This window comes from Lysinibacillus sp. RS10 (genome assembly GCF_041956855.1).
GTDB lineage: Bacteria > Bacillota > Bacilli > Bacillales_A > Planococcaceae > Lysinibacillus > Lysinibacillus xylanilyticus_A.
The window spans coordinates 3,320,360-3,341,563 of the sequence record NZ_CP167122.1 but is presented as its reverse complement, the minus strand read 5'-3'; the positions used below and the strand labels follow the sequence as shown (position 1 = coordinate 3,341,563).

General features: G+C 37.0%; 17 protein-coding genes, 1 pseudogene and 2 riboswitches. Of the genes and pseudogenes, 15 read left to right on the top strand and 3 right to left on the bottom strand.

What is annotated here, in order from left to right; all coding sequences use genetic code 11:
* Positions 1–21 precede the first annotated feature (21 nt).
* The 6 genes from hydA to ACB089_RS17050 all read left to right on the top strand — a co-directional run bounded on the left by hydA (position 22) and on the right by ACB089_RS17050 (position 8,113).
* Positions 22–1,425 (top strand): dihydropyrimidinase, encoded by a 1,404-nt coding sequence (gene hydA / locus ACB089_RS17075; RefSeq protein ID WP_374967463.1) that lies wholly within the window; start codon positions 22–24, stop codon positions 1,423–1,425.
* A 111-nt stretch (positions 1,426–1,536) separates the two neighbouring features.
* On the top strand, positions 1,537–2,913 hold the full coding sequence (locus ACB089_RS17070; RefSeq protein WP_374967462.1) for an NAD(P)-dependent oxidoreductase: 1,377 nt from the start codon (positions 1,537–1,539) through the stop codon (positions 2,911–2,913).
* 180 nt (positions 2,914–3,093) lie between these two features.
* On the top strand, positions 3,094–4,356 hold the full coding sequence (gene preA, locus ACB089_RS17065; RefSeq protein ID WP_374967461.1) for an NAD-dependent dihydropyrimidine dehydrogenase subunit PreA: 1,263 nt from the start codon (positions 3,094–3,096) through the stop codon (positions 4,354–4,356).
* Between the two features lie 105 nt (positions 4,357–4,461).
* On the top strand, positions 4,462–5,970 hold the full coding sequence (locus ACB089_RS17060) for an NCS1 family transporter (RefSeq protein WP_374967460.1): 1,509 nt from the start codon (positions 4,462–4,464) through the stop codon (positions 5,968–5,970).
* Between the two features lie 35 nt (positions 5,971–6,005).
* Positions 6,006–6,215, top strand: coding sequence for a hypothetical protein (locus tag ACB089_RS17055; RefSeq protein WP_068982800.1), 210 nt, complete (start codon positions 6,006–6,008; stop codon positions 6,213–6,215).
* Positions 6,216–6,742: 527 nt separating this feature from the next.
* The gene (locus ACB089_RS17050) at positions 6,743–8,113 is read left to right on the top strand and encodes an amino acid permease (protein WP_374967459.1); all 1,371 of its coding nucleotides are present in this window, start codon (positions 6,743–6,745) and stop codon (positions 8,111–8,113) included.
* A 107-nt stretch (positions 8,114–8,220) separates the two neighbouring features.
* Here ACB089_RS17050 and pgeF read toward each other — a convergent pair whose 3' ends face one another.
* Positions 8,221–8,985 (bottom strand): peptidoglycan editing factor PgeF, encoded by a 765-nt coding sequence (gene pgeF, locus ACB089_RS17045; protein WP_374967458.1) that lies wholly within the window; start codon positions 8,983–8,985, stop codon positions 8,221–8,223.
* A 178-nt stretch (positions 8,986–9,163) separates the two neighbouring features.
* Here pgeF and ACB089_RS17040 point away from each other — a divergent pair, with 178 nt between their 5' ends.
* The 3 genes from ACB089_RS17040 (at position 9,164) to ACB089_RS17030 (ending at position 12,081) form a co-directional block, all read left to right on the top strand.
* Positions 9,164–9,787, top strand: a complete 624-nt coding sequence (locus ACB089_RS17040; protein ID WP_374967457.1) for a hypothetical protein — start codon at positions 9,164–9,166, stop codon at positions 9,785–9,787.
* A 407-nt stretch (positions 9,788–10,194) separates the two neighbouring features.
* Complete coding sequence (safA, locus tag ACB089_RS17035) at positions 10,195–10,803, top strand: SafA/ExsA family spore coat assembly protein (RefSeq protein ID WP_374967456.1); 609 nt, start codon at positions 10,195–10,197, stop codon at positions 10,801–10,803.
* 285 nt (positions 10,804–11,088) lie between these two features.
* On the top strand, positions 11,089–12,081 hold the full coding sequence (locus tag ACB089_RS17030; RefSeq protein ID WP_374967455.1) for a VanW family protein: 993 nt from the start codon (positions 11,089–11,091) through the stop codon (positions 12,079–12,081).
* 146 nt (positions 12,082–12,227) lie between these two features.
* Here ACB089_RS17030 and ACB089_RS17025 read toward each other — a convergent pair whose 3' ends face one another.
* The gene (locus ACB089_RS17025) at positions 12,228–12,845 is read right to left on the bottom strand and encodes an HAD hydrolase-like protein (RefSeq protein ID WP_374967454.1); all 618 of its coding nucleotides are present in this window, start codon (positions 12,843–12,845) and stop codon (positions 12,228–12,230) included.
* 691 nt (positions 12,846–13,536) lie between these two features.
* Positions 13,537–13,662: riboswitch (FMN riboswitch) on the top strand.
* Positions 13,663–13,866: 204 nt separating this feature from the next.
* A riboswitch (FMN riboswitch) is annotated at positions 13,867–13,992 on the top strand.
* Between the two features lie 183 nt (positions 13,993–14,175).
* Here ACB089_RS17025 and ribE (ACB089_RS17020) point away from each other — a divergent pair.
* The 6 genes and pseudogenes from ribE (ACB089_RS17020) (at position 14,176) to ACB089_RS16995 (ending at position 20,168) form a co-directional block, all read left to right on the top strand.
* Positions 14,176–14,814, top strand: coding sequence for a riboflavin synthase (gene ribE / locus ACB089_RS17020; RefSeq protein WP_374967453.1), 639 nt, complete (start codon positions 14,176–14,178; stop codon positions 14,812–14,814).
* Between the two features lie 26 nt (positions 14,815–14,840).
* A pseudogene (gene ribB, locus ACB089_RS17015) lies at positions 14,841–15,434 on the top strand (3,4-dihydroxy-2-butanone-4-phosphate synthase); the annotation flags it as partial.
* Positions 15,435–15,487: 53 nt separating this feature from the next.
* Positions 15,488–15,955, top strand: coding sequence for a 6,7-dimethyl-8-ribityllumazine synthase (gene ribE / locus ACB089_RS17010; RefSeq protein WP_374967452.1), 468 nt, complete (start codon positions 15,488–15,490; stop codon positions 15,953–15,955).
* A 125-nt stretch (positions 15,956–16,080) separates the two neighbouring features.
* Positions 16,081–17,526 (top strand): spore germination protein, encoded by a 1,446-nt coding sequence (locus tag ACB089_RS17005; protein WP_374967451.1) that lies wholly within the window; start codon positions 16,081–16,083, stop codon positions 17,524–17,526.
* A gap of 548 nt (positions 17,527–18,074) precedes the next feature.
* The gene (locus tag ACB089_RS17000; RefSeq protein WP_374967450.1) at positions 18,075–19,382 is read left to right on the top strand and encodes an ATP-binding protein; all 1,308 of its coding nucleotides are present in this window, start codon (positions 18,075–18,077) and stop codon (positions 19,380–19,382) included.
* Between the two features lie 219 nt (positions 19,383–19,601).
* Positions 19,602–20,168 (top strand): histidine phosphatase family protein, encoded by a 567-nt coding sequence (locus ACB089_RS16995; RefSeq protein WP_374967449.1) that lies wholly within the window; start codon positions 19,602–19,604, stop codon positions 20,166–20,168.
* Between the two features lie 279 nt (positions 20,169–20,447).
* Here ACB089_RS16995 and ACB089_RS16990 read toward each other — a convergent pair whose 3' ends face one another.
* Positions 20,448–21,074: a hypothetical protein gene (locus ACB089_RS16990; protein WP_374967448.1), complete on the bottom strand. Its 627-nt coding sequence runs from the start codon at positions 21,072–21,074 to the stop codon at positions 20,448–20,450.
* Between the last annotated feature and the right edge of the window lie 130 nt (positions 21,075–21,204).

Below are 21,204 nucleotides of genomic sequence, written 5' to 3'. Positions count from 1 at the left end.
TTACGAAGGGTGAGGGGCAGCATGAAGAAGATTATTAAAGGTGGACGAGTAGCGACGGCTGCGGATATTTTTGAGGCAGATATTTTAATAGAGAAAGGAAAAATTGTTCAAATTGGCAAAAACTTAACGGACGTAGGGGCAGAAATTATTGATGCTACTGGTAAATATGTGATGCCAGGAGGAATCGATCCGCATACACATTTAGATATGCCATTTAATAATACAGTGACAGATGATGATTGGAAATCTGGTACCATTGCAGCAGCTTTCGGTGGGACAACCACAATTTTAGATTTCTGCTTAACTGCTGGTGAAGAAAAACTTTCAGCTGCCGTTGAAAAGTGGCATGACAAGGCGAAAGGAAAATCAGCCATCGACTATGGATTCCATTTAATGATTGGTGATTTAACCCCTGAAACGGAAGCTGAATTACCGCAAATTTTAGAGCAAGAGGGTATTACTTCCATAAAGGTTTTTATGGCTTATGCAAAAGAATTTCAAGCGACAGATCGCACGCTTTTCAAGGCGTTTAAAATAGCGAAAGACCTTGGTGCTGTTGTGATGGTGCATTGTGAAAATGGTTCTGTTATTGATGAGCTTGTAGAAGAGGCTAGACGTGCAGGTCATAAGGAGCCAATTTATCATGCACTCACTCGTCCAGCTGAGTTAGAGGGCGAAGCGACAAAACGTGCGATTGAGTTAGCCCATATCGCCGGCGCTACTCTTTATGTCGTTCATGTAACTTGTAAAGAGGCAGTAGACGAAATCATTGCAGCGCGTGAAAAGGGCTATAACGTCTATGGTGAAACTTGTCCACCGTATTTAACTTTAGATCAATCTGCTTTAGCACAACCAGGCTTTGAGGGTGCGAAATATGTTTGGTCCCCACCGCTTCGTCCAAAATACCATCAGGAACATTTATGGAATGCGCTAAAAGCGAAGCAGCTACAAACGATTGGCTCTGATCAATGCTCGTTTAGTTTTAAGGGCAAAAAGCAATTAGGATTAAATGATTTTTCTAAAATTCCTAACGGTGGGCCTTTTATTGAAGATCGCTTCAGTATTTTATATTCAGAAGGTGTAGCAAAAGGAAAAATTTCTATCAATGAGTTCGTCGATATGATTTCTACTAGTGCGGCAAAAATATTTGGTCTATTCCCTCAAAAAGGAACAATTGCCATCGGATCAGATGCCGATATCGTTATTTTTGATCCAGAGGCAAAACGAGAAATCTCGGCTAAAACGCACCATATGAATGTGGATTATAACCCATATGAAGGTTGGGAAGTAACAGGCGAACCAGTCAGTGTACTCGTACGCGGCGAGTATGTCATTAAAAATAAAGAATTTGTTGGTGTACTAGGTAGTGGGCAATATATAAAACGTCCATTAAAAACAGCAGCTGCAGAAGCACTAAACATTTAGCTTCTTCTTTCAGTTTATGACCGAATGGCCGATTGCTTTGGATGGAGAACAAAGCAATCGGTTTCGTAAATTACTTTACGGAAAAGATGAACACATGAGGGGGATGTGGAAATGGTTCCGATTCAAGAAAATCCAATGGCCATACAGCTAAGACGTAATTTTGTGGAATTGACGAGCAAGATGACAAAGAATGAGGCAATGGAGGAAGCTAATCGTTGCCTGTATTGCTATGATGCACCATGTATTAAAGCTTGCCCAACGAGTATTCAAATCCCAAATTTCATAAAAAAAATTGCTTCTGGTAATATGAAGGGCTCTGCTACGACTATATTAGAAGCAAATCCAATTGGTGCAAGCTGTGCAAGAGTTTGTCCAACGGAGGAACTATGTGAAGGGGCGTGTGTGCTAAATTCCTCAACAAAGCCAATTAAAATCGGAGAGTTACAGCGCTATGCAACAGATTGGGCAATGGAAACAAATACTCAGCTATTTAAGCAAGGGCAAAGTAATGGTCAGAAGGTAGCGATTATTGGTGCAGGACCTGCTGGCTTATCTGCAGCTCGTGAACTTAGTCGTTTAGGCTATGCTGTCACAATCTATGAAGCTGAATCGAAAGCTGGTGGTTTAGGTAGCTATGGTATTGTGTCGTTCCGCCTACCAAACGAAGTCGTTGATTGGGAAGTCGAGCAAATTGAAAAGCTTGGTGTGGAAATCAAAACGAATACAGTTGTCGGTGTTGATATTTCTGCGGATGAGATTTTAGAGCAATATAATAGTATTATTTTGGCGGTTGGTATGGGAGCTGTACCGAATTTGGGCATTGAAGGGGAAGAGCTAGATGGCGTAAATGATGCCATCGAGTTTGTTAGGAATACAAAAATGGGAACGCTTACAAAAGAAATAGTTGGGAAGCGAGTAGCTGTTATTGGAGCCGGAAATACCGCGATTGATGGTGCTACATGTGCTGTACGTTTAGGTGCTGACAATGTTCAAATTCTTTATAGAAGAACACAAAAAGAAATGACTGCATACAAATTCGAATATGAATTTGCCAAGCAAGATGGTGTTGAATTTAAGTGGCTAACAGCACCGAAAAAAATTATTGGTAATGAGGTAGGCAAGGTAGTAGGCATTGAATGTGTAAAAATGAAGCTCGGTGAAGCGGGGGCAGATGGTCGTCAAAGACCTGAGGAAGTTGAAGGCTCCAACTTTATTATTGAAGTGGACACTGTCATTAAGGCAATTGGTCAAACACGTTTTGTGTCATTGATCGAAGCTTTTGGTTTACAGCATACAAATGGTGTTGTGAATATTGATGAAACGACAATGCAAACCTCGAATGACAAAGTATTTGCATGTGGAGATGTCGTCTTCGGAAATGGACAGGGCGAGGCGATGGTAGTTACAGCTGTACAGCAAGGAAAAGACGCAGCATATAAGATCCATGAACGTTTAACTTCTTTCAGCGGAAGTCTCCCACCTCTATAGGTGGTGAGATGAATGCAGATTTAAGCTACTTTTCAACAGGCTGAAAGAAGTTAAAGCCTCCGGCGGATGTCACGGAATCGAAAAGGAGTTCTTTGTGCTAGCACAAAGCCGATTCCAGACACAATTATGCCGAGGCATAATTGATAAAACCAAGTGAGATTGCATAAGGGAGGAACTAATATGGCAGACTTACGCATTGACTTAGCGGGCATCAAATCGCCGAATCCATTTTGGCTTGCCTCAGCACCACCAACGAATTCAGGTTATCAAGTACAACGCGCATTTGAAGCGGGGTGGGGTGGAGCTGTATGGAAAACATTAGGGGATCCGATTTTAAATGTTTCTTCACGCTTTGCAGCTGTTAGTTTTAACGGACAAAGAGTAGCTGGCTTCAATAATATTGAACTGATTACGGATCGACCGTTAGAGGTAAATTTACAAGAAATCTATGAAACGAAAAAAAGGTTTCCACATCACGCAATCATCGCTTCTTTAATGGTGGAGCCAAAACAAGAAAAATGGCATGAGATTGTTAAACGAGTAGAAGATGTGGGAGTCGATGGCCTTGAGCTTAACTTTGGTTGTCCACATGGGATGGCAGAACGAGGAATGGGCTCTGCCTCTGGTCAAGTGCCTGAGTTGGTGGAAAAGCAAACGTACTGGGTGAAAGAGGCAGCGAAAACACCAGTCATTGTGAAGTTAACGCCAAACATTACCGACATTACAGTAACAGCAGAAGCGGCCACAAGAGGTGGAGCAGATGCCGTTAGTATGATTAATACAATTAACAGTTTAGCCGGTGTCGATTTAGATACATGGAATACAGTTCCTCATGTAGCAGGAAAGGGTGCACATGGAGGCTATTGTGGTCCTGCCGTGAAACCAATTGCACTCAATATGGTTGCAGAGTGTGCTCGTAATCCATTAATTAATGTTCCTATTTCGGGCATTGGTGGTATTTCCAACTGGCAAGATGCTGCTGAGTTTATATTGATGGGAGCTACGGGCGTTCAAGTTTGTACAGCAGCGATGCATCATGGCTTTAGTATTGTTGAGGATATGATTGATGGACTCAATAATTATTTAGACGATAAAGGAATCGCCTCTGTTATGGATTTAGTAGGACGCTCAGTTTCTAGATACTCCAATTGGGGTGATTTAGACTTAAATTATAAAATCGTGGCTGAAATTAATAACGATGTTTGTATTAACTGTAATAAGTGTCATATTGCATGTGAAGATACTTCGCATCAATGTATCGATTTATATTCAGAAGATGGTCGACCAATGCTGAAAGTTCGAGAGGAAGATTGTGTAGGCTGTAATTTATGCTCAATCGTCTGTCCTGTAGATGGTGCTATAACAATGGTTGAACGTAAATCTTCTGTTCCACCAATGACTTGGAATGAACGTCAAGCTCTAATTAGCAGTCTATCTAAGTAAATAAGCTTTCAAATAAACTGAAATTCCACCTTCCTGTTGAAATGTTGTTGAAGGAAGGCGCCTCATGTAGTTGTCACGGAAATTGAACAAAAAAGGAGAGAGTATATGGAACGTGAAGGGAATTATTTAAAATCCCCAGATTTACTTCCAGTGACACATCAACAAAGAAATATTGGAACATTTGGTTTTGCAGTAATTTGGATAGGAATGGCCATTGTTTTAGCAGCTTTTGCAATTGGTGGTTCAGCAATCATGAGCTTACCATTACCAATGGTGATTTTAGCAACATTGATTGGCTCTTGTTTAATTGGTGTATTTATGACGTTAATTGGTGATATAGGGGTCGAACATGGTTTATCATTCCCAGTGTATATGCGTGCTCCATTCGGTACATTTGGTACACATATTCCGTCACTTGTCCGAGGGGTAACGGCTGCATGTTGGTTCGGTCTGAACACTTATTTTGGAGCACTTGCAATAAACGGCATTTTAAATTTACTTTTTGGTTATGATAATTGGTTTATCTGTTTCATTGTCTTTGCAGCACTCCAACTCTTTAATACGTCACTAGGAATTAAATCGATTGAGCGATTTGCGGATTTAGCAGCGCCAATTATTATCTTAATTTCCTGCTGGATGTATTATACATTGGCAGATAATGCTGTAGCTCAAGGAAAGAATATTTGGACGTGGGTAGAGACGCCGACAACTGGTTTCGCTGCTTTTACCGCATTTATGGTAGTCATCATGGCAAACATGGGCTTTTGGTCCACGTTAGCAGCGGATATGCCTTCACTTTCACGCTACTTTAAAGCACCAAAAAATGAACGTAATTGGTTTAAACGCAATAAAACACAGTTAGTTGGTTCATTAATCGTCATGCCGATCACAAATACCTTTATCGTGACGATTGGTGCCGTGTGCTATATGGCAGTTGCCTCTGCGGATCCGATAAATGCATTACAGCAAAGTGCTAGTGGCTTTATTTTAGGAATCTTACTGTTAATGATTGTGTTAGCCCAATGGTCCACTAATACTTCTGCAAATGTTATCCCAGCGGCAACAATTTTCTCAAATATCGGCGGCCCCAAAGTACCGTTTTGGGTTGGGGTTGTTATTGCGGGGATAATTGGTATTCTTGCACAGCCATGGAGTTTATTTGGTGTATTAGTAAATGCACTATTAATTATCGGAGGTATTTTAACAGCGATTGTCGGTATTTTATTTGCTGATTATTATTTAATCCGTAAACGCCGTGTGCATGTAAGAGAGCTGTATGAATTAGAAGGTCAATTTAAGTATTGGAATGGCTTTAACTTAGCTGGTTTAATCGCTTGGATTATTGGTGGGGCAGTTGCCAATGTTTTCGCCACTTATTCTTCCTTAGTAGGGTTCTTTGTAGGAGCATTTGTATATTTTGTATTAGCGAAGTATTGGTGGTTTAAAAAGTACCCTCAAGCTGAGCTAGAAGATCCAAGTGATGCAAAGTATTTAGGTATTACAGCTGGTCATAATTTGGACGAATTATTTGGGCAGCAACAAGTGCCTGTGCCAACTGAGGATGATATCATTGAGCAACCAGATCCGCTATTAGAAGTAAAAGGTGCCGATTAATGTAGACACCCTAAATCGAAAGGTGAGGTGATGGCATGTCAGAATACCAACAAAGCGCAGAAGAAATAAAAAAGATAGATCATCATTTGGATAGCGGCTTTAAAATCCAATATGTTTATGAAAATTTAAGTGGAATGTTTGTAGAATTTGCGCGTCAAGAAGAGGTTATGCTATTGCAAATTTTAACAGCAGATGCACGCAAATACTTCTCTGCAAAGCTCCAAGAACAGACGTTATTGCAGTAACAAAGTAAACTCTATCCTATTCATCTTTGGATGATGCGATAGAGTTTTTTTACGTAATGAAAATAGAGAGCGGTTAGACCCTTTAAAGTGGTGGATAGCCCTGCTAAAGTGGTGGATAGAACCGTCAAAGTCGTGGATAGCCCTGCTAAAGTGGTGGATAGAACCGTCAAAATGGTGGATAGCCCCATCGAAGTCGTGGATAGAACCGTCAAAATGGTGGATAGCCCTGCTAAAGTGATGGATAGAACCTTCAAAGTGACGGATAGAATTTGCAAAGTGATGGATTGAAATTGCACAGTGGCAGATTGACTTTGCAAAGTGACGCTTAGAACTTGCAAAGATGGATAGAACCCTCAAACTGATGGATAGAATTTATAGAATCCCACGAAAGAATGGATTTAAATCCTTGTTATATAGCCCTCAAGCGTGTTTTTCCTAAAAATACAATTGTATTTTTCAAAATAATTTATTATTATTAAAAAATAATTCATCGTAGAAAGAACTTCAGAGAAAGAGGCGTTATTTGAATGGCAAATAAAGAATTAAAAAGGGGTTTAGAGGCACGTCATATCCAGATGATTGCTCTTGGAGGTACAATTGGCGTGGGTCTATTTATGGGTTCAGCAAGTGCCATTCAGTGGACAGGGCCTTCCGTGCTCCTTGCATATGCAATTGCAGGTATTTTTATTTTTTTCATTATGCGAGCTATGGGAGAGATGCTCTATATGGAGCCTAGTACAGGTTCCTTTGCAACATTTGGCTATAAATATATTCATCCATTAGCTGGTTATTTAACGGCGTGGAGTAATTGGTTCCAGTGGGTTATTGTTGGGATGTCAGAAATTATTGCAGTAGGAACATATATGCAATATTGGTATCCAGATTTACTGGCATGGATTCCGGGTTTAATTGCAATGGTAATTTTAGGTGTTGCCAACTTTATTTCTGTTAAATCTTTTGGAGAATTTGAATTTTGGTTTGCTATGATTAAGATTGTCACGATTATATTAATGATTGTTGCCGGTTTTGGTCTCATTTTCTTTGGGATTGGTAATGATGGCATTGCAATCGGATTATCGAATCTATGGAATCATGGAGGCTTCTTTACAGGCGGTTGGTCGGGCTTCTTCTTCGCTCTATCATTAGTCGTTGCCGCTTATCAAGGTGTTGAACTTATTGGGATTACAGCAGGGGAAGCGAAAAATCCTCAAAAAACGATTACGAACGCGATTCAAAGTATTATTTGGCGTATTTTAATATTTTATATTGGTGCAATCTTTGTCATTGTGACCGTTTATCCGTGGGATGAATTAGGTACGATTGGTAGCCCATTTGTTGCAACGTTTGCAAAGGTTGGCATTACTGCTGCGGCAGGGATTATTAATTTTGTTGTCATTACAGCTGCAATGTCAGGTTGTAATAGTGGAATTTATAGTGCGGGACGTATGCTATATACGCTTGCGATGAATGGACAAGCACCTCCATTTTTTGCGAAGCTTTCTAGTAATGGGATTCCGATATTTGGTACTGTAGGTGTGCTAGTTGGTTTGGTCATTGGGGTTATTTTAAGCTATATTGCACCAGAAAATTTATTTGTCTATGTATACAGTGCTAGTGTGTTACCAGGGATGATCCCGTGGTTTATTATTTTAATAAGTCAAATACGATTTAGAAAAATAAAAGGTGAACAACTGTCGAAGCATCCATTCAAAATGCCACTTTCGCCACTTACAAACTATATAACAATTGCTTTTTTAGTAATGGTGCTTATTGGTATGTGGTTTAATGAGGATACAAGAGTTTCTCTCATAGTAGGAATTATTTTCTTAGCGATCGTTACAATGAGCTACTTTGTTTTTGGTATTGGAAAAAATCGTTATGAAAATAATAAAAACTAATAGCGGTTTAATAAGAGGAACAAATACGAGCGCGATGTAAGAGAATATCCGTGAAAAAGACACATCGAAAAGGGACAATCCAGTTCTCAATGGATTGTCCCTTTCTTTTACTGTTCTTTTCGCATAATAAAGCTTAAATGTCTACCAGCCTGTTTATCTTGACGGTAGGAAAAACCATCTGGGCTAAGGAATGTGCACGTTGAATCAATCAAAATCTGCTTAGAAGGAATACCTGCAAGCTCACATTGTTTTTTGACAGTTTGCTGATTATCGATATGATATTTATTCGTTTGTGCATTGAAATACATAAAGTCCTCAGCGTAGCCTAGGTTGTTGAATTTTTCATAAACATCTGCATCCACTTCAAATTTCTGCTGACTGAGTGCCATTCCAATTTGTACATGAAAATCTTGTGGGTTACAATGCTCATGCTCCATTAAATGTTGGAAAAGCTTTAAGGTCACTTCTTTGACAGTCCCTTGCCAGCCTGAATGAACCACGCCAATAAGACCATTCACTTCATTATAAAAAATAACAGGTACGCAATCTGCTGTAAAACTACATAAAAATAAATTCGGCTCTAATGTGTAAAGGGCATCGGTATTAGCAATGGCAGTGTCCATTTGCTCAGCGCCACGTCCTTTATCAGACATCGTGACTTTATGGAAATTAGCACTATGTGTTTGTTGAGTACAAATAAAACGATTCAAGTCACAATGCAAAGTAGCTGCCAATTTTTTTCGATTTCCTAGTACATCCGTTTCATTCACACATGTATGCAGAGCCATATTGTTTTGTTCTAGCTCGATGTTATCCTTTAAGGTAGTACCCGCGATCAATCGGTCGTTATCAAAATAAATCTTTGTTTTCATATCATCACCTCTTTTTACTATATAGGATTGATTAATGAAAGTATAGGCGCTTACTCTTACTCTTTTTTTAAAGCCTTGAATATTTACATACCCTTCTTTAGATCTTTTAGACATAAAAAATAGAATTCTTCACATATAGTATCGAAGAATCATTAATAGAGGGAAGGAGTATGTATAGATGACTCAAGAGAAATTCCTACTGATTTGTCAATTAGGCATGGGGCTATTTTGGATTATTACTTACATACTAATTATCAAACAAGGATTTCAGGATAAGAAATATGGCATGCCAATGGCCGCAATTTGTGCCAATATTTCTTGGGAGTTTATCTTTGCCTTTATGTATCCACAAAATGATCTGCAAAGGATCATTACTTTCTTATGGTTTATGTTAGACGTCGTTATTATGATGCAATTTTTGCTTTATGGTTATAAAGAATATAAAAAAATGATTCCAAGAAAGATATTTTACTCATCTTTTTTCATTACGCTCGCGGTAAGTTTTTTTATTATTTTAGCGATGATCCATGAATTCAATGATATAGCAGGTAAATATGCTGCATTTTCACAAAATCTGATGATGTCTGGGCTGTTTATCGCATTATTTATCCAAAGAGGGAATTTGAGTGGCCAATCAATGGGCATAGCAGTATGTAAAATGATTGGTACTATGTTTGCAGCAGTAGGCTTCTATATGTACTTTAGAACACCATTGATCACTATTATTTCGCTTGCCACCCTTATATATGATTGGATTTATATCGTATTAATCTATAGGTTCTATGTGAAATATGCTAAATAAGATTTTTCTTTTTACTTTATGATTTTATTAGCATTAAAAATGGATGACATTTGTTAAGATATATGCCTTGTAAATAAGTTGATCTCCGTTCCGGCTGGACGCCCTCAGGAAGCGCACAGCCGGAACGGAAATCAACCACACGTTTTGGTGATGAGCCATTAAAAACATGTATTGGTAATAATAACTATTATTCTGCTTGTGAAAACTATAGTAATATATCCCAGTTACAATAGTGTTGCAACTATATTACAAGATTAGAACTTAAGAATAGCGCTATATTGGTAATTGTTTAGTCTACTGTATCTCTTGTAATACAACTGTAAAAATCCTTCCAAATATTTAGTGATGAATATTGCTCTAAAACTATTTACGATGTTTATAGAGCGAATCAGGAAGGAATGAATTATATGTTTAACAAAGTAAAAAAAGTAGCATTAGCTTCAGTATTATCAGCATCATTATTAGTTCCAGTAGCGGCGATGGCAGCCGATTCATATACAGTAGAAACTGGGGATACTCTTTGGAAAATAGCCTCAAAAACACAAACAGGTGTACAAGAGCTAATTGATGCGAATCCGCAACTTGCCAATCCAAATCAAATTAATCCAGGAGAAAAAATTAATATTCCTACAAACGAACAAGTAAGCGTGGAGCAAGAGGTTGTGAAACTTGTCAATGCTGAACGAGCGAAGGCAGGTCTTCCAGCATTAAAAGAAGATTGGGAGCTTTCACGAGTAGCAAAATATAAATCTCAAGACATGCATGATAAAAAATACTTTGATCACACAAGCCCAACTTACGGTTCACCATTTACGATGATGAAAAACTTCGGTATTTCTTATAAATCAGCTGGCGAAAATATTGCAATGGGTCAACCCTCAGCAGAAGAAGTTGTGAAAGCATGGATGAACAGTTCAGGTCACAGAGCGAATATTCTGAACGAAAGCTATACACATATCGGTGTAGGATATGTGAAGGATGGCAATTACTGGACACAAATGTTTATTCAAAAATAAGAGCAATGAACTGTTCCAAAATCAGTTGAAACTGATGGGGCAGTTCTTTTTTTATGCTAAAAATTCTAGTGGAGGAATCGAAATTTTATCGGCTAGTGCACTACCGATAATTGTTACATTTCCTTTAGAGGTAAGATTTGACCTAATAGCTGTTCAATACAAACTCCGTCACTCAACTTTGTAAAATGTCATTTTATATACAAATAAAAACGATAAAAAGAAACACACTATCATCAATACACGAATAAGATGTCTCTGTAGTATTACAATAGAGGTAGGTGTTTGATGTTGAAGAAAAAGTGGATGGCCATACTGTGTATGATCGGCACAATTGCACTAGTTGGCTGTCAGGAGAAAACGGATGATGAGAAAAAACTAGAACAACAAATTCAAGAGTCAGAGCGAGAAGTTGGGGAAATAAAAAAGCCTGTTAACTTTGAGCAACAAACAGAGCCCGTTGTTGTTGAAATTGTGGACCCTTCTACCAAAGCAATCATACACACAATTTCACCGAACGAAATGGACTATGAGCGTGATGTACAATCCTATACAAAACAAATTGAGCAAATAGCAAAAGAGTTAGCGAGAGGAAATGAACAAACAGCCGGCTATGATAAGCGTATGATCCTCGATAAACTGGATGATCAAGGAAAAGTAATGGAAGGGAGTCCATTAATTGTTTTAAAAGAAAGTGAATTAGTAGAGAGAATATTAGAAGCATCAGCGACCGGTGGTAAAGTGGAGTTGCCTCTTTATATTACCGAAAGCGGTTATTCTTTTGAAGATATTCCTTATTTAGAAGAAGTAGTTGTCGCATCTTATACAACTTACTTCGGTATCACTGATATAGGAAGAAATAAAAATATTGAACTTTCTGCGGAGGCCATCAATAATGTTATCGTTGGGAGTGGAGATAATTTCTCCTTTAATACAGTCGTTGGACCTAGGGACGAAGCGAATGGTTATCAGCCCGCACCAGAAATCATCAACAAAAAGGTTGTGATGGGCATTGGGGGAGGCATTTGCCAAACGTCTTCAACCCTGTTTAACGCGGTTGATCAAATACTAGTAAAATTTGTAGAACGTCATCACCATTCCTTAGATGTTGGGTATGTTCCAAAAGGAAGAGATGCTACGGTTTCCTATGGTGGTTTAGATTTTAGATTCCAAAATACAAGTGACGTACCATTTTTAATAAAAGCTAACTATAGTAAAAATTCTCTTACTGTTGAGATAAGAACTGCAGAAAAATATGTAGAAATCTTGAAAAAGTCATAGTGTTTTTTCAAAGAAACGTATCAAGCTTTGCGCGAAGAAAATGAAGTGACAGCGGTATTTTAGGACACCTTAATTTCATTGCCACATTAATTCTTTCAACAACAAGAGGATCATAGCGAATCTTTAATCGCTATGATCCTTTTAGTTTATATGATGTTTAAAATTTCCTGTGGTGTAGCAACTTTGTACTCGGGTTCCTCTTGTTGAACAACTTCAATAGCGTCATATCCCCAACCAACCCAAATAATAGGCACTCCCACTTTTTTGCAGGCCACAATGTCTCTTTGTTCATCACCAATATATATAACTTCTGATGGTGTAATGTTTGAGTCCTTTAAAAACTTTTTAATTACTTTATCTTTACCAAAAATACGGTTTGAACAAAGAACATTTGACACACAATGAATGCCGTTCATATTTAGAAATTCTAAAATGTTCTCCTGTGAATTGGAGGAAATAATTAGGATTTCAAAGCCCCTTTTATCAATTTCCATAAGAACATCTTTAATACCATCATAAAGATGGACATCATTTAATGATTGACGATACAATCGATAAAATTGTGGTAAAATCATGGGCAATTTATACATAGGAAAGTCGAATAATTTACTTCGTTCCGCTATAGATAATTTTTTCAATGATTCAATTTCCTTTAACTCTATTCCTTTAAATTTATATTTTTGCGCAATTGTATTCCAAGCGGATGCTAACACTGCCGTAGAATCTGCCAATGTTCCATCAAAATCAAAGATAATATATTTCATGTAAACTTTCTCCTTTATAATCTAGTTGTAAAGACGTTTTTTTTTTGAAAATGTTACTAGGAATAGGAAAGCCTATTCTTAATATAATGACATGATTATACAGGATATGAAACAACGTATTGTAAATAACCTTTGATAAGCATTTTTTTCACTAATGCTTAAATATTTTTTCAGGTAAAGGGGAACAAAGCATTTTCTTTGTATGCATCTTAAAGCTAAGGGAGTTTAATAGCATCTAATTACGGAATTTTCTGATAATTATATTATGTAAAACTCCACGAATTTTTTAATATAATTTATCAGGCGTGTTGATTAGGAAAAAATAGGTTTATTATTGAGTGATTAAAGGATCTTTTTGTAGCTATTTTGCTAATATATTCTCATTTTAACTAGATTGTAGCTCCGGGCTACTCGAGTGCTCCTGCCGCTTTGCTTTCGTCGCAGAGCTTAGCTTCAGCCTGGAGCGGAAATCAGCCTCTTTGTATTAATTTGAATGTATAAAATGATTAATCAACACACCTGATAACTTATGCTAATAGGAAAATACCTGTCATCCGTTAGTATTGAGACAGGTACAAACAAATACCCATCCCTTTCTCGCCAAAGCATCAAGAGGTGCAGCCAGTATTTTTTTAAGAATTATCTGGATAATATAATAAAATAGTGTTATCGTAAGAAATAGCTAAATAAAAAAATCCTTCGGGGTAGGGTGAAATTCCCAATCGGCGGTGATGAAGTAATTCAAAGTCCGTGAGCGCAAGCTGATTTGGTGCAAATCCAAAACCGACAGTTATAGTCTGGATGGGAGAAGGGTAAAAGTATGAGCTTTTTAAATTCGCTTGAATTTACAAGGTTTATTTGAGTATGCTTTTGTTAACTACTTCCCATCATTTAAGTTGGGAAGTTTTTTTATTTTCATTCAGTAGGTGTTTGGACACCCACTAAATGAAGATAAAGCCTCCGGACACAATTACGCCAAGGCGAAATTGATTTATTATTTAGCTAACGAATTGAATAGTAGTATGTTCTTCGGGGTAGGGTGAAATTCCCAATCGGCGGTGATGAAGTAATTCAAAGTCCGTGAGCGCAAGCTGATTTGGTGCAAATCCAAAACCGACAGTGACAGTCTGGATGGGAGAAGAACAATGAGATGATAGCCTATGGAAAAATTTTGTATCCATTAGGTTTGTTTGTTGACGTCTTATTTATATGAACTCCCAAACCCCTTTGATGAAAGGGGTTTTTTGTTTGAATGAAAATTTTTTATTGCTGGGAGGAGGGACAACCGCAAAAAATAGGAACGCTCAAAGCATAGGAAGTAGGTGGAAAATTGTTTACAGGGATTGTTGAAGATATTGGTACAGTAAAAACTTTGCAAAGCAATCGACAAAGTATGAAAATCACCGTTATTTCATCGAAAATGGTGGAGGATGTAAAGCTCGGGGACAGTATAGCGGTCAATGGCGTTTGTTTAACGGTGATACATTTTAATGAACAGGAGCTAACGATGGATGTGATGCCTGAATCGGTGAAAGCAACAAATTTACAGCAGCTTGCTGTAGGAGATCCGGTAAATTTAGAGCGCGCCATGTCTGCTAATGGACGATTCGGTGGACATTTTGTATCAGGACATGTAGACGGAGTAGGAAAAATATTGCGTAAGCGAGCATTAGCAAATGCAGTCTATATTGATTTTGAGTTGTCAGAGGAGTTAACGGGCTATTGTATTCCAAAGGGTTCCATCACCATTGACGGTACGAGCTTAACACTTTTTCAAGTCGAGAAAAATAGTGTCACAGTAGCACTGATACCGCACACTTACAAGGAAACAATTTTAGGTATGAAGAAAATTGGAGATCTCGTCAATATAGAAACCGATTTAGTTGGGAAATATATTTGGCATCAACTGAAGCGTGGACAGGGAATGCCGACCATTACGAGAGACTTCTTAGCACAAAACGGGTTTTAACTAATACTGAACAGGAGGTGGCGATATTGCTACATTCAATTGAAGAAGCAATAGAGGATTTAAAACAAGGTAAGATGATTGTTGTTGTAGATGATGAGGATCGAGAAAATGAAGGAGACTTACTGGCGCTCGCGGAGTTTATGACACCTGAAACGATTAACTTTATGGCGACCTATGGAAGAGGTCTTATTTGTACACCGATTTCACAGCAACTTGCACTGAAATTAGGCTTGCACCCAATGGTCCGTCATAATACAGATAATCATCAAACGGCATTTACTGTTAGCATAGATCATGTGAATACAACGACAGGAATCAGCGCCTTTGAACGAGCGATGACGATAGAAAAAATGATAGAACCACAAGCAAAGGCTGAGGATTTTCGTAGACCTGGCCATATATTTCCATTAATAGCGAAGGATAATGGTGTCTTAGAGCGTAGAGGTCATACTGAAGCAACAATTGATTTAGCCAAACTTTGTAATAGTATCCCTGTGGGCATTATTTGTGAAATTATGGGCGACGATGGTAGAATGCTACGCTTTAATGACCTCATCAAGTATGCAGCTCAACATCATTTAAAAATGATTTCAGTAGAGGCATTGGCAACCTATCGACGTCAACAAATAATTGAAGAAAACAAACTGACAATATAAAAGAGGAGAGAAGAAAAATGGGTAGAACATTTGAAGCACAATTAATTGGTACGGATTTAAAAATAGCAGTAGTAGTAGGACGTTTCAATGAATTTATTACAAGCAAATTATTAGACGGGGCGTTAGATGGTTTAAAGCGTCATGGTGTGGATGAAAACTCGATCGATGTAGCATGGGTTCCTGGTGCATTTGAAGTTCCTTTCATCGCAAAACAGTTGGCTGAAACAAAGACGTATGACGCAATTATTGGATTAGGTACGGTGATTCGTGGTTCAACAACACACTATGACTATGTATGTAATGAATCGGCAAAAGGTATTGCAAGTGTGTCATTATCTACAAATGTACCTGTTATTTTTGGCATTGTTACAACTGAAAATATCGAGCAAGCAATTGAACGTGCGGGCACTAAATCAGGTAATAAAGGCTATGATGCGGCAATGTCAGCTATCGAAATGGCAAACTTAAAGAAGATGATTGGATAAAGCATTTTGTTCAACATCCTGTATTCTTGAATATTTTTAAATAGTAAGGGAAAAATATGCATAAGTGTATTGATTAATGTACTAATTTGGAGCTGGCTCAGTAGGAGATGAGGAATATTTCGTCGATGAAACAAGAGTTAAATTTGAAATCTTTGATGGCACTATTTCAACGCTCTGCTGATGTGGTATTCCAAGAATATGTCTTTCAGCAACAAAAGGTACATGTGATAAAATGTGAAGCGATCATTAATGAGCGGTTACTACACACCGTTATTGTGCAACGAGTTCAATCACTATTTACTGCATCACCGGATGAAATGTTAGAAGAACATATACAAAATAATTTACACATTCCTCAACTTCAGAAAATTTCAAGTAAAGATGATGCCATTACAAAAGTCTATAGAGGACATGTATTACTGTATTTTGAAGATATGAATTTGTTGTATTCAAGTAATATTGCTAAAAAACCTAATCGGGACATTAAAGAAACAACCCTAGAATTAGTTGTCAAAGGCCCGAGGGACGATTTTATTGAGGATGTTTTTATTAATATTGCTTTATTACGAAAACGACTACCTACTAATTCATTAAGTGTTGAAACGTATGAACTTGGTAAACGTTCCAAAACAACGGTAGCTGTGCTTTATTTAGAAGATGTCGTAAATCAAAAGATGCTCGAGCAAATAAAATTACAGCTGCAGCGAGTGGATACGGATGTTGTATTTAGTGGAGATTTATTGATGGAAAGAATGGAGCCGAGTGCAAAAATTCTACCTAGACATGATTATACAGGACGTCCTGATTTTGCCTTACAAGCTTTAAGTAGTGGGCGTATTCTCATCATCGTTGATGGTGTATCCTATGTCATTATTACTCCTGCTAATTCAATGTTACTATTTAAATCAGCTGAGGATAATGAACAGCCGATTATTGTAAGTTCTTTGGAGCGTTCATTACGAAGAATAGCTATCTTTTTAAGTGTACTTTTACCAGGTTTTTGGCTTGCGCTAACGACTCATCATCAAGAGCAATTGCCATTTATTCTTTTAGCGACGGTTGTTGAATCAAGAACGGGGCTCCCATTTCCAACGATTCTTGAAATATTAATGATGCTTTTTATGTTTGAATTATTTCGAGAAGCAAATATACATCTACCCAATGTGATCAGTGGTTCAATAAGTGTTGTTGGAGGATTAGTTATTGGAGATGCGGCAATTAAAGCAGGTGTTACGAGTCCTTCCATGATTGTAGTTATTGCTACTTCAAGTATTGCAGCTTTTACACTCGTCAATCAATCTATTGTATCCGCAATGAGTATTTTCAGGATAATTATTATTGTAGCATCTGCTTTTTTAGGGTTATTTGGATTCTTTATTTCGATGTTCTTCATACTGCTGTATATGGCAAATTTACGAGTATTAGGTGTTCCATACTTAAGTATGGGAGCAGATTTAGATTGGCAGGATATTAAAAAGTCTTTATTTCGTTTATCTATAGACGGATACGGTAAGCGGCCAACATTTTTAAAAGTACAAGATAAGTCAAGAACATCTAGTAAAGAAAAATAAATACTTACTTATACAGAGATCAGGTATTATATGCCTGGTCTTTTCAATTGCCCAATAAGTAAGTGGGCGATGAATGTCAGTTGGTGGTAGCCAAAATCTTCTTGTAATGATAAACTAGGAACAAATATTCTCTTTCGGGAGCCGAAGAATCCTTGGTTGTGAAAAAAGAGTAAAATAGTATTTATCTAAGTGAATGGGAACGATGCTAATAAGCCGAAAGTACAAATCCGCTTGTTTCACTCAATTAGCACGATGAAAGAAAGTGATTAAAGTGGATAACAATGCGTCCAAATCTTTCTGAAACATCTTGCGAAATTTTTCAATGGGTACGAACCACTAAGAAAATGGCTAAAAAAAACGAATCGAAACAACTATAAAAAATAAAGTTTACTATAGTATAATAGTATTGTTGATTTGAATTGTTGCAATAGTAAAAAGTATGACAACATGTCATTTTCAGCTATCAATTTTTGTGTTTAATGCGAAAGTCAGCTCAAACTAAATGAATGCATCATTATATTTCTATAGATGAGGAAGTACCAGTTTGTATGAAAAACCGAAAAATAAAATTAATTTTAATATTATCAACGATCTTATTATTATTGTTTACTAGTTTAAATATCTATACATCTTATTTAAAAATGAAGAAGACAGTGGAAGAATCGATAGCAAACCAAAGTTTGGAAGCGGCGATTTCTATTGCCTCTTCAATGGATATCGAGGCGTACAAACAATTTTTAAATAACCCGCAAAAAAACGATTATTATTGGGAAATACGAGACTACTTAAATGATGCAAGAGAAAAAATTGGAGCATTATTTGTTTATACATTGGAGGTTGAAAATCCAAAGGTTTCTACAGCAATGATTATGGGGTTACCTCCCAATTTGACGAACAGTTTCGATATTGGAGGAGTCTGTACGGTTCCTGAGTCGGAAGTACAAAAAGCTTATAGGGGAGAAACCTATGTAACGGAAGTAATACATGATTCTGTTCATGGTGCCTATGTGTCTGTTGGTGCACCGATAAAGGATGATGGAGGAAATGTTATTGGATACCTAGGGATCGATATAAGTGCAGATAAACTGAATGGCATTAAAGGGAAAGTGATAGAGGATAATCTTTTTACCTTGATTTTTAATGGTGTTTTTATTCTAATCGTTATTGGTTCTTTTTTATTTTTACAAAGATGGTATCAAAAAGAAGTGGCGAAGGAAGTTGGAGCAACAGAAGATACATACCAAGCAGAAATTAAAGCTTTAATTACTTCGGTGTCTTCTATAAGGCATGATTTCACAAATCATATACAAGTATTACATGGACTTCTTCAATTAGATAAACCTGAGCAAGCAAAACAATATTTATCTTCTCTTTCTAAAGAGGTTCAAGCTATTGAGTCACTTAAATTAGATATTGATCACCCAGGCTTATCAATATTGTTGCAAACGAAAAAACTAACAGCTCAAAATCATACTATCGATATGGATTTTACAATTTCGGATGATGCATTTAATAAAATTAAAACAACAGATTTAATTAAAATTTTGTCGAATTTAATTGATAATGCCATTGACGCGGCGATAGAATTACCAGAGAGTCAACGAAAAATAACGATTTACTGTAATGCAGATGAAACACAGTATGAGTTCAAAATTACAAATACTGGTCCTAATATTGAAAATGTCTCACAAATATTTAAGCAAGGATTTTCTACAAAGAAACCAGAAAATGAAAAAATTAGAGGGCAAGGCTTATTTATTGTGAATGAAATTGTCAATAAATACAACGGACAAATTTCTATCGACTCATCAAAACATTTAGAGACAACAGTAATCGTAAACATTCCGATAAAGTAAATTTCTAAGCTTCCTACAAAAAATTGTAGGAAGCTTTTTTATCTTTATCGATCGAAGTCCGCTACCGGCGAAGTAAAGGGATTTACTGGATAATATAGCTGTTCTACCTGTGAAGTATTGGTTCACAATACGAAAAGTTGTTGCGACTTTCACTTTTACATTTTTTGAGCAATTCATATCATATAGTACTAATAATTAGAATGGGATTATTGGGAGGAGATGAAGGATTTGGATAAAATCCTTGATTTATTGAAAAAAGGTGGATACATTTTGTATGCAAGGCATGGAGAAGCAACGGTCGGTGTAGATCAGCCATATTTAAATTTTCAAGATTGTTTTACTCAAAGAAATTTGTCTGAAGTCGGGCGAAGAGGGGCAATTTACTTTGGACAAATGCTACGCTATTTCCAAATTCCGATTAGTTCACCAATTGTCGTAAGTCCTTTTTGTCGCACACTTGAAACGGCACAGCTCGCATTTCCTTATGCGTATGTAAGAATGGATCCCTTCTGGTATGAGATCTATAAATTGGGTAGGAAACTCTCTATCAATGAACAAACGAATATAGTATCAAATTTGCAATCCGTGTTAGAAAGAAAGCCGCCGCAAGGAATGAATCAAGTAATTATTGCCCATAGCTTTCCTGAAGGTGTTGGATTAGGGAAAATTTCAAACATGGGAATGGTAATTGTTAAGCCAAAAGGTCCTGGAAAGGGCTATGAAATAGTAAAAAAATTAAATTTAGAAGATTTAGCGCATTTAGATCGTGGCTCAAGTGAAAGCTGAATGAGGTGAAAAAAACTAACACAGTCTTACAGTGAATAGATAGAGGAAACTTTGAAAATATGGAGGGAATTTGTTAATTATGATAGTGGCGACGATCGAAAAGCGAGATATTACATCGAGCTTTCACAAATGAAAAGCGGGGGAAGATGTAACGAAGCTGGATGAGCGTTATCACTAGGAGGTTGAATCGCCCAATACTGAACTGTGCGTACGGTGGTGGGAAAGTCTTCTACTCGATTTTGTTTTCACAAAAAAAGCCACTAATGTGACTACATTTTATTATTTATTTACTTCAATAGTATGAGTAACATCTTCACCTTGCTTATCAAAATTAGAATTTGTAGGAGCACTCACACGAATTTCAATATTTTTCAAATCCTCAACCTTGGAATTTTTTAAAACATATACATTATAGCCTTCATGTTTTACTTTCCCAAGATAGTTACCCTCTATATGTTCAGATAAAACCAGATCAGGCTCTAATTGTTCTTTTGTATTTGTTATAATCACGGCTTGCCCAAGATAAAAATTCATATCTTCAGTAGATGTATTTTCACCACTCATAGAAATAGTTAAAGCATCTACTTCTTCTCCTACAGCTACATCAAATAAATTAGCGGCTTCTTCAGTTTTGGGTTTAATTTTCTTTAATTGAACAGCTTCGATATTGTATAGTATTGGTCCAGATTGGCCACTGATGCCTACTTCTTTGTTAGTATAAGTATTAATGGCTTTTAAATTTGCATTCTCTTGTACGTCATCTTTTTCTGATGAATCATTAGTTTTATCTGATGACACAGATTTTTGTGTTTCCTCTTTTGGCTTCTCTTCTTTGACGGCATCATCTCCACAACCAGCCAATCCTAAACTTAATACGAATGCTGCACTAAAAATTAATTTTTTCATTTTATAATTCCTCCTATATATATTTCCATTTTAGGTAATATGAAGTAAAAAGTACATACAAAAAACAGATAATTGTGATTTGTACCTGTCCTAAATGTTCAATGGCAATGCTACTGGCAAAGTAATAAAC

Excerpts from the sequence above, each read along its gene's own strand:
- hydA (WP_374967463.1), top strand. The coding sequence starts at position 22 with ATGAAGAAGATTATTAAAGGTGGACGAGTAGCGACGGCTGCGGATATT.
- ACB089_RS17070 (WP_374967462.1), top strand. The coding sequence starts at position 1,537 with ATGGTTCCGATTCAAGAAAATCCAATGGCCATACAGCTAAGACGTAAT.
- preA (WP_374967461.1), top strand. The coding sequence starts at position 3,094 with ATGGCAGACTTACGCATTGACTTAGCGGGCATCAAATCGCCGAATCCA.
- ACB089_RS17060 (WP_374967460.1), top strand. The coding sequence starts at position 4,462 with ATGGAACGTGAAGGGAATTATTTAAAATCCCCAGATTTACTTCCAGTG.
- ACB089_RS17055 (WP_068982800.1), top strand. The coding sequence starts at position 6,006 with ATGTCAGAATACCAACAAAGCGCAGAAGAAATAAAAAAGATAGATCAT.
- ACB089_RS17050 (WP_374967459.1), top strand. The coding sequence starts at position 6,743 with ATGGCAAATAAAGAATTAAAAAGGGGTTTAGAGGCACGTCATATCCAG.
- pgeF (WP_374967458.1), bottom strand. The coding sequence starts at position 8,985 with ATGAAAACAAAGATTTATTTTGATAACGACCGATTGATCGCGGGTACT.
- ACB089_RS17040 (WP_374967457.1), top strand. The coding sequence starts at position 9,164 with ATGACTCAAGAGAAATTCCTACTGATTTGTCAATTAGGCATGGGGCTA.
- safA (WP_374967456.1), top strand. The coding sequence starts at position 10,195 with ATGTTTAACAAAGTAAAAAAAGTAGCATTAGCTTCAGTATTATCAGCA.
- ACB089_RS17030 (WP_374967455.1), top strand. The coding sequence starts at position 11,089 with ATGTTGAAGAAAAAGTGGATGGCCATACTGTGTATGATCGGCACAATT.
- ACB089_RS17025 (WP_374967454.1), bottom strand. The coding sequence starts at position 12,845 with ATGAAATATATTATCTTTGATTTTGATGGAACATTGGCAGATTCTACG.
- ribE (WP_374967452.1), top strand. The coding sequence starts at position 15,488 with ATGGGTAGAACATTTGAAGCACAATTAATTGGTACGGATTTAAAAATA.
- ACB089_RS17005 (WP_374967451.1), top strand. The coding sequence starts at position 16,081 with ATGAAACAAGAGTTAAATTTGAAATCTTTGATGGCACTATTTCAACGC.
- ACB089_RS17000 (WP_374967450.1), top strand. The coding sequence starts at position 18,075 with ATGAAAAACCGAAAAATAAAATTAATTTTAATATTATCAACGATCTTA.
- ACB089_RS16995 (WP_374967449.1), top strand. The coding sequence starts at position 19,602 with ATGAAGGATTTGGATAAAATCCTTGATTTATTGAAAAAAGGTGGATAC.
- ACB089_RS16990 (WP_374967448.1), bottom strand. The coding sequence starts at position 21,074 with ATGAAAAAATTAATTTTTAGTGCAGCATTCGTATTAAGTTTAGGATTG.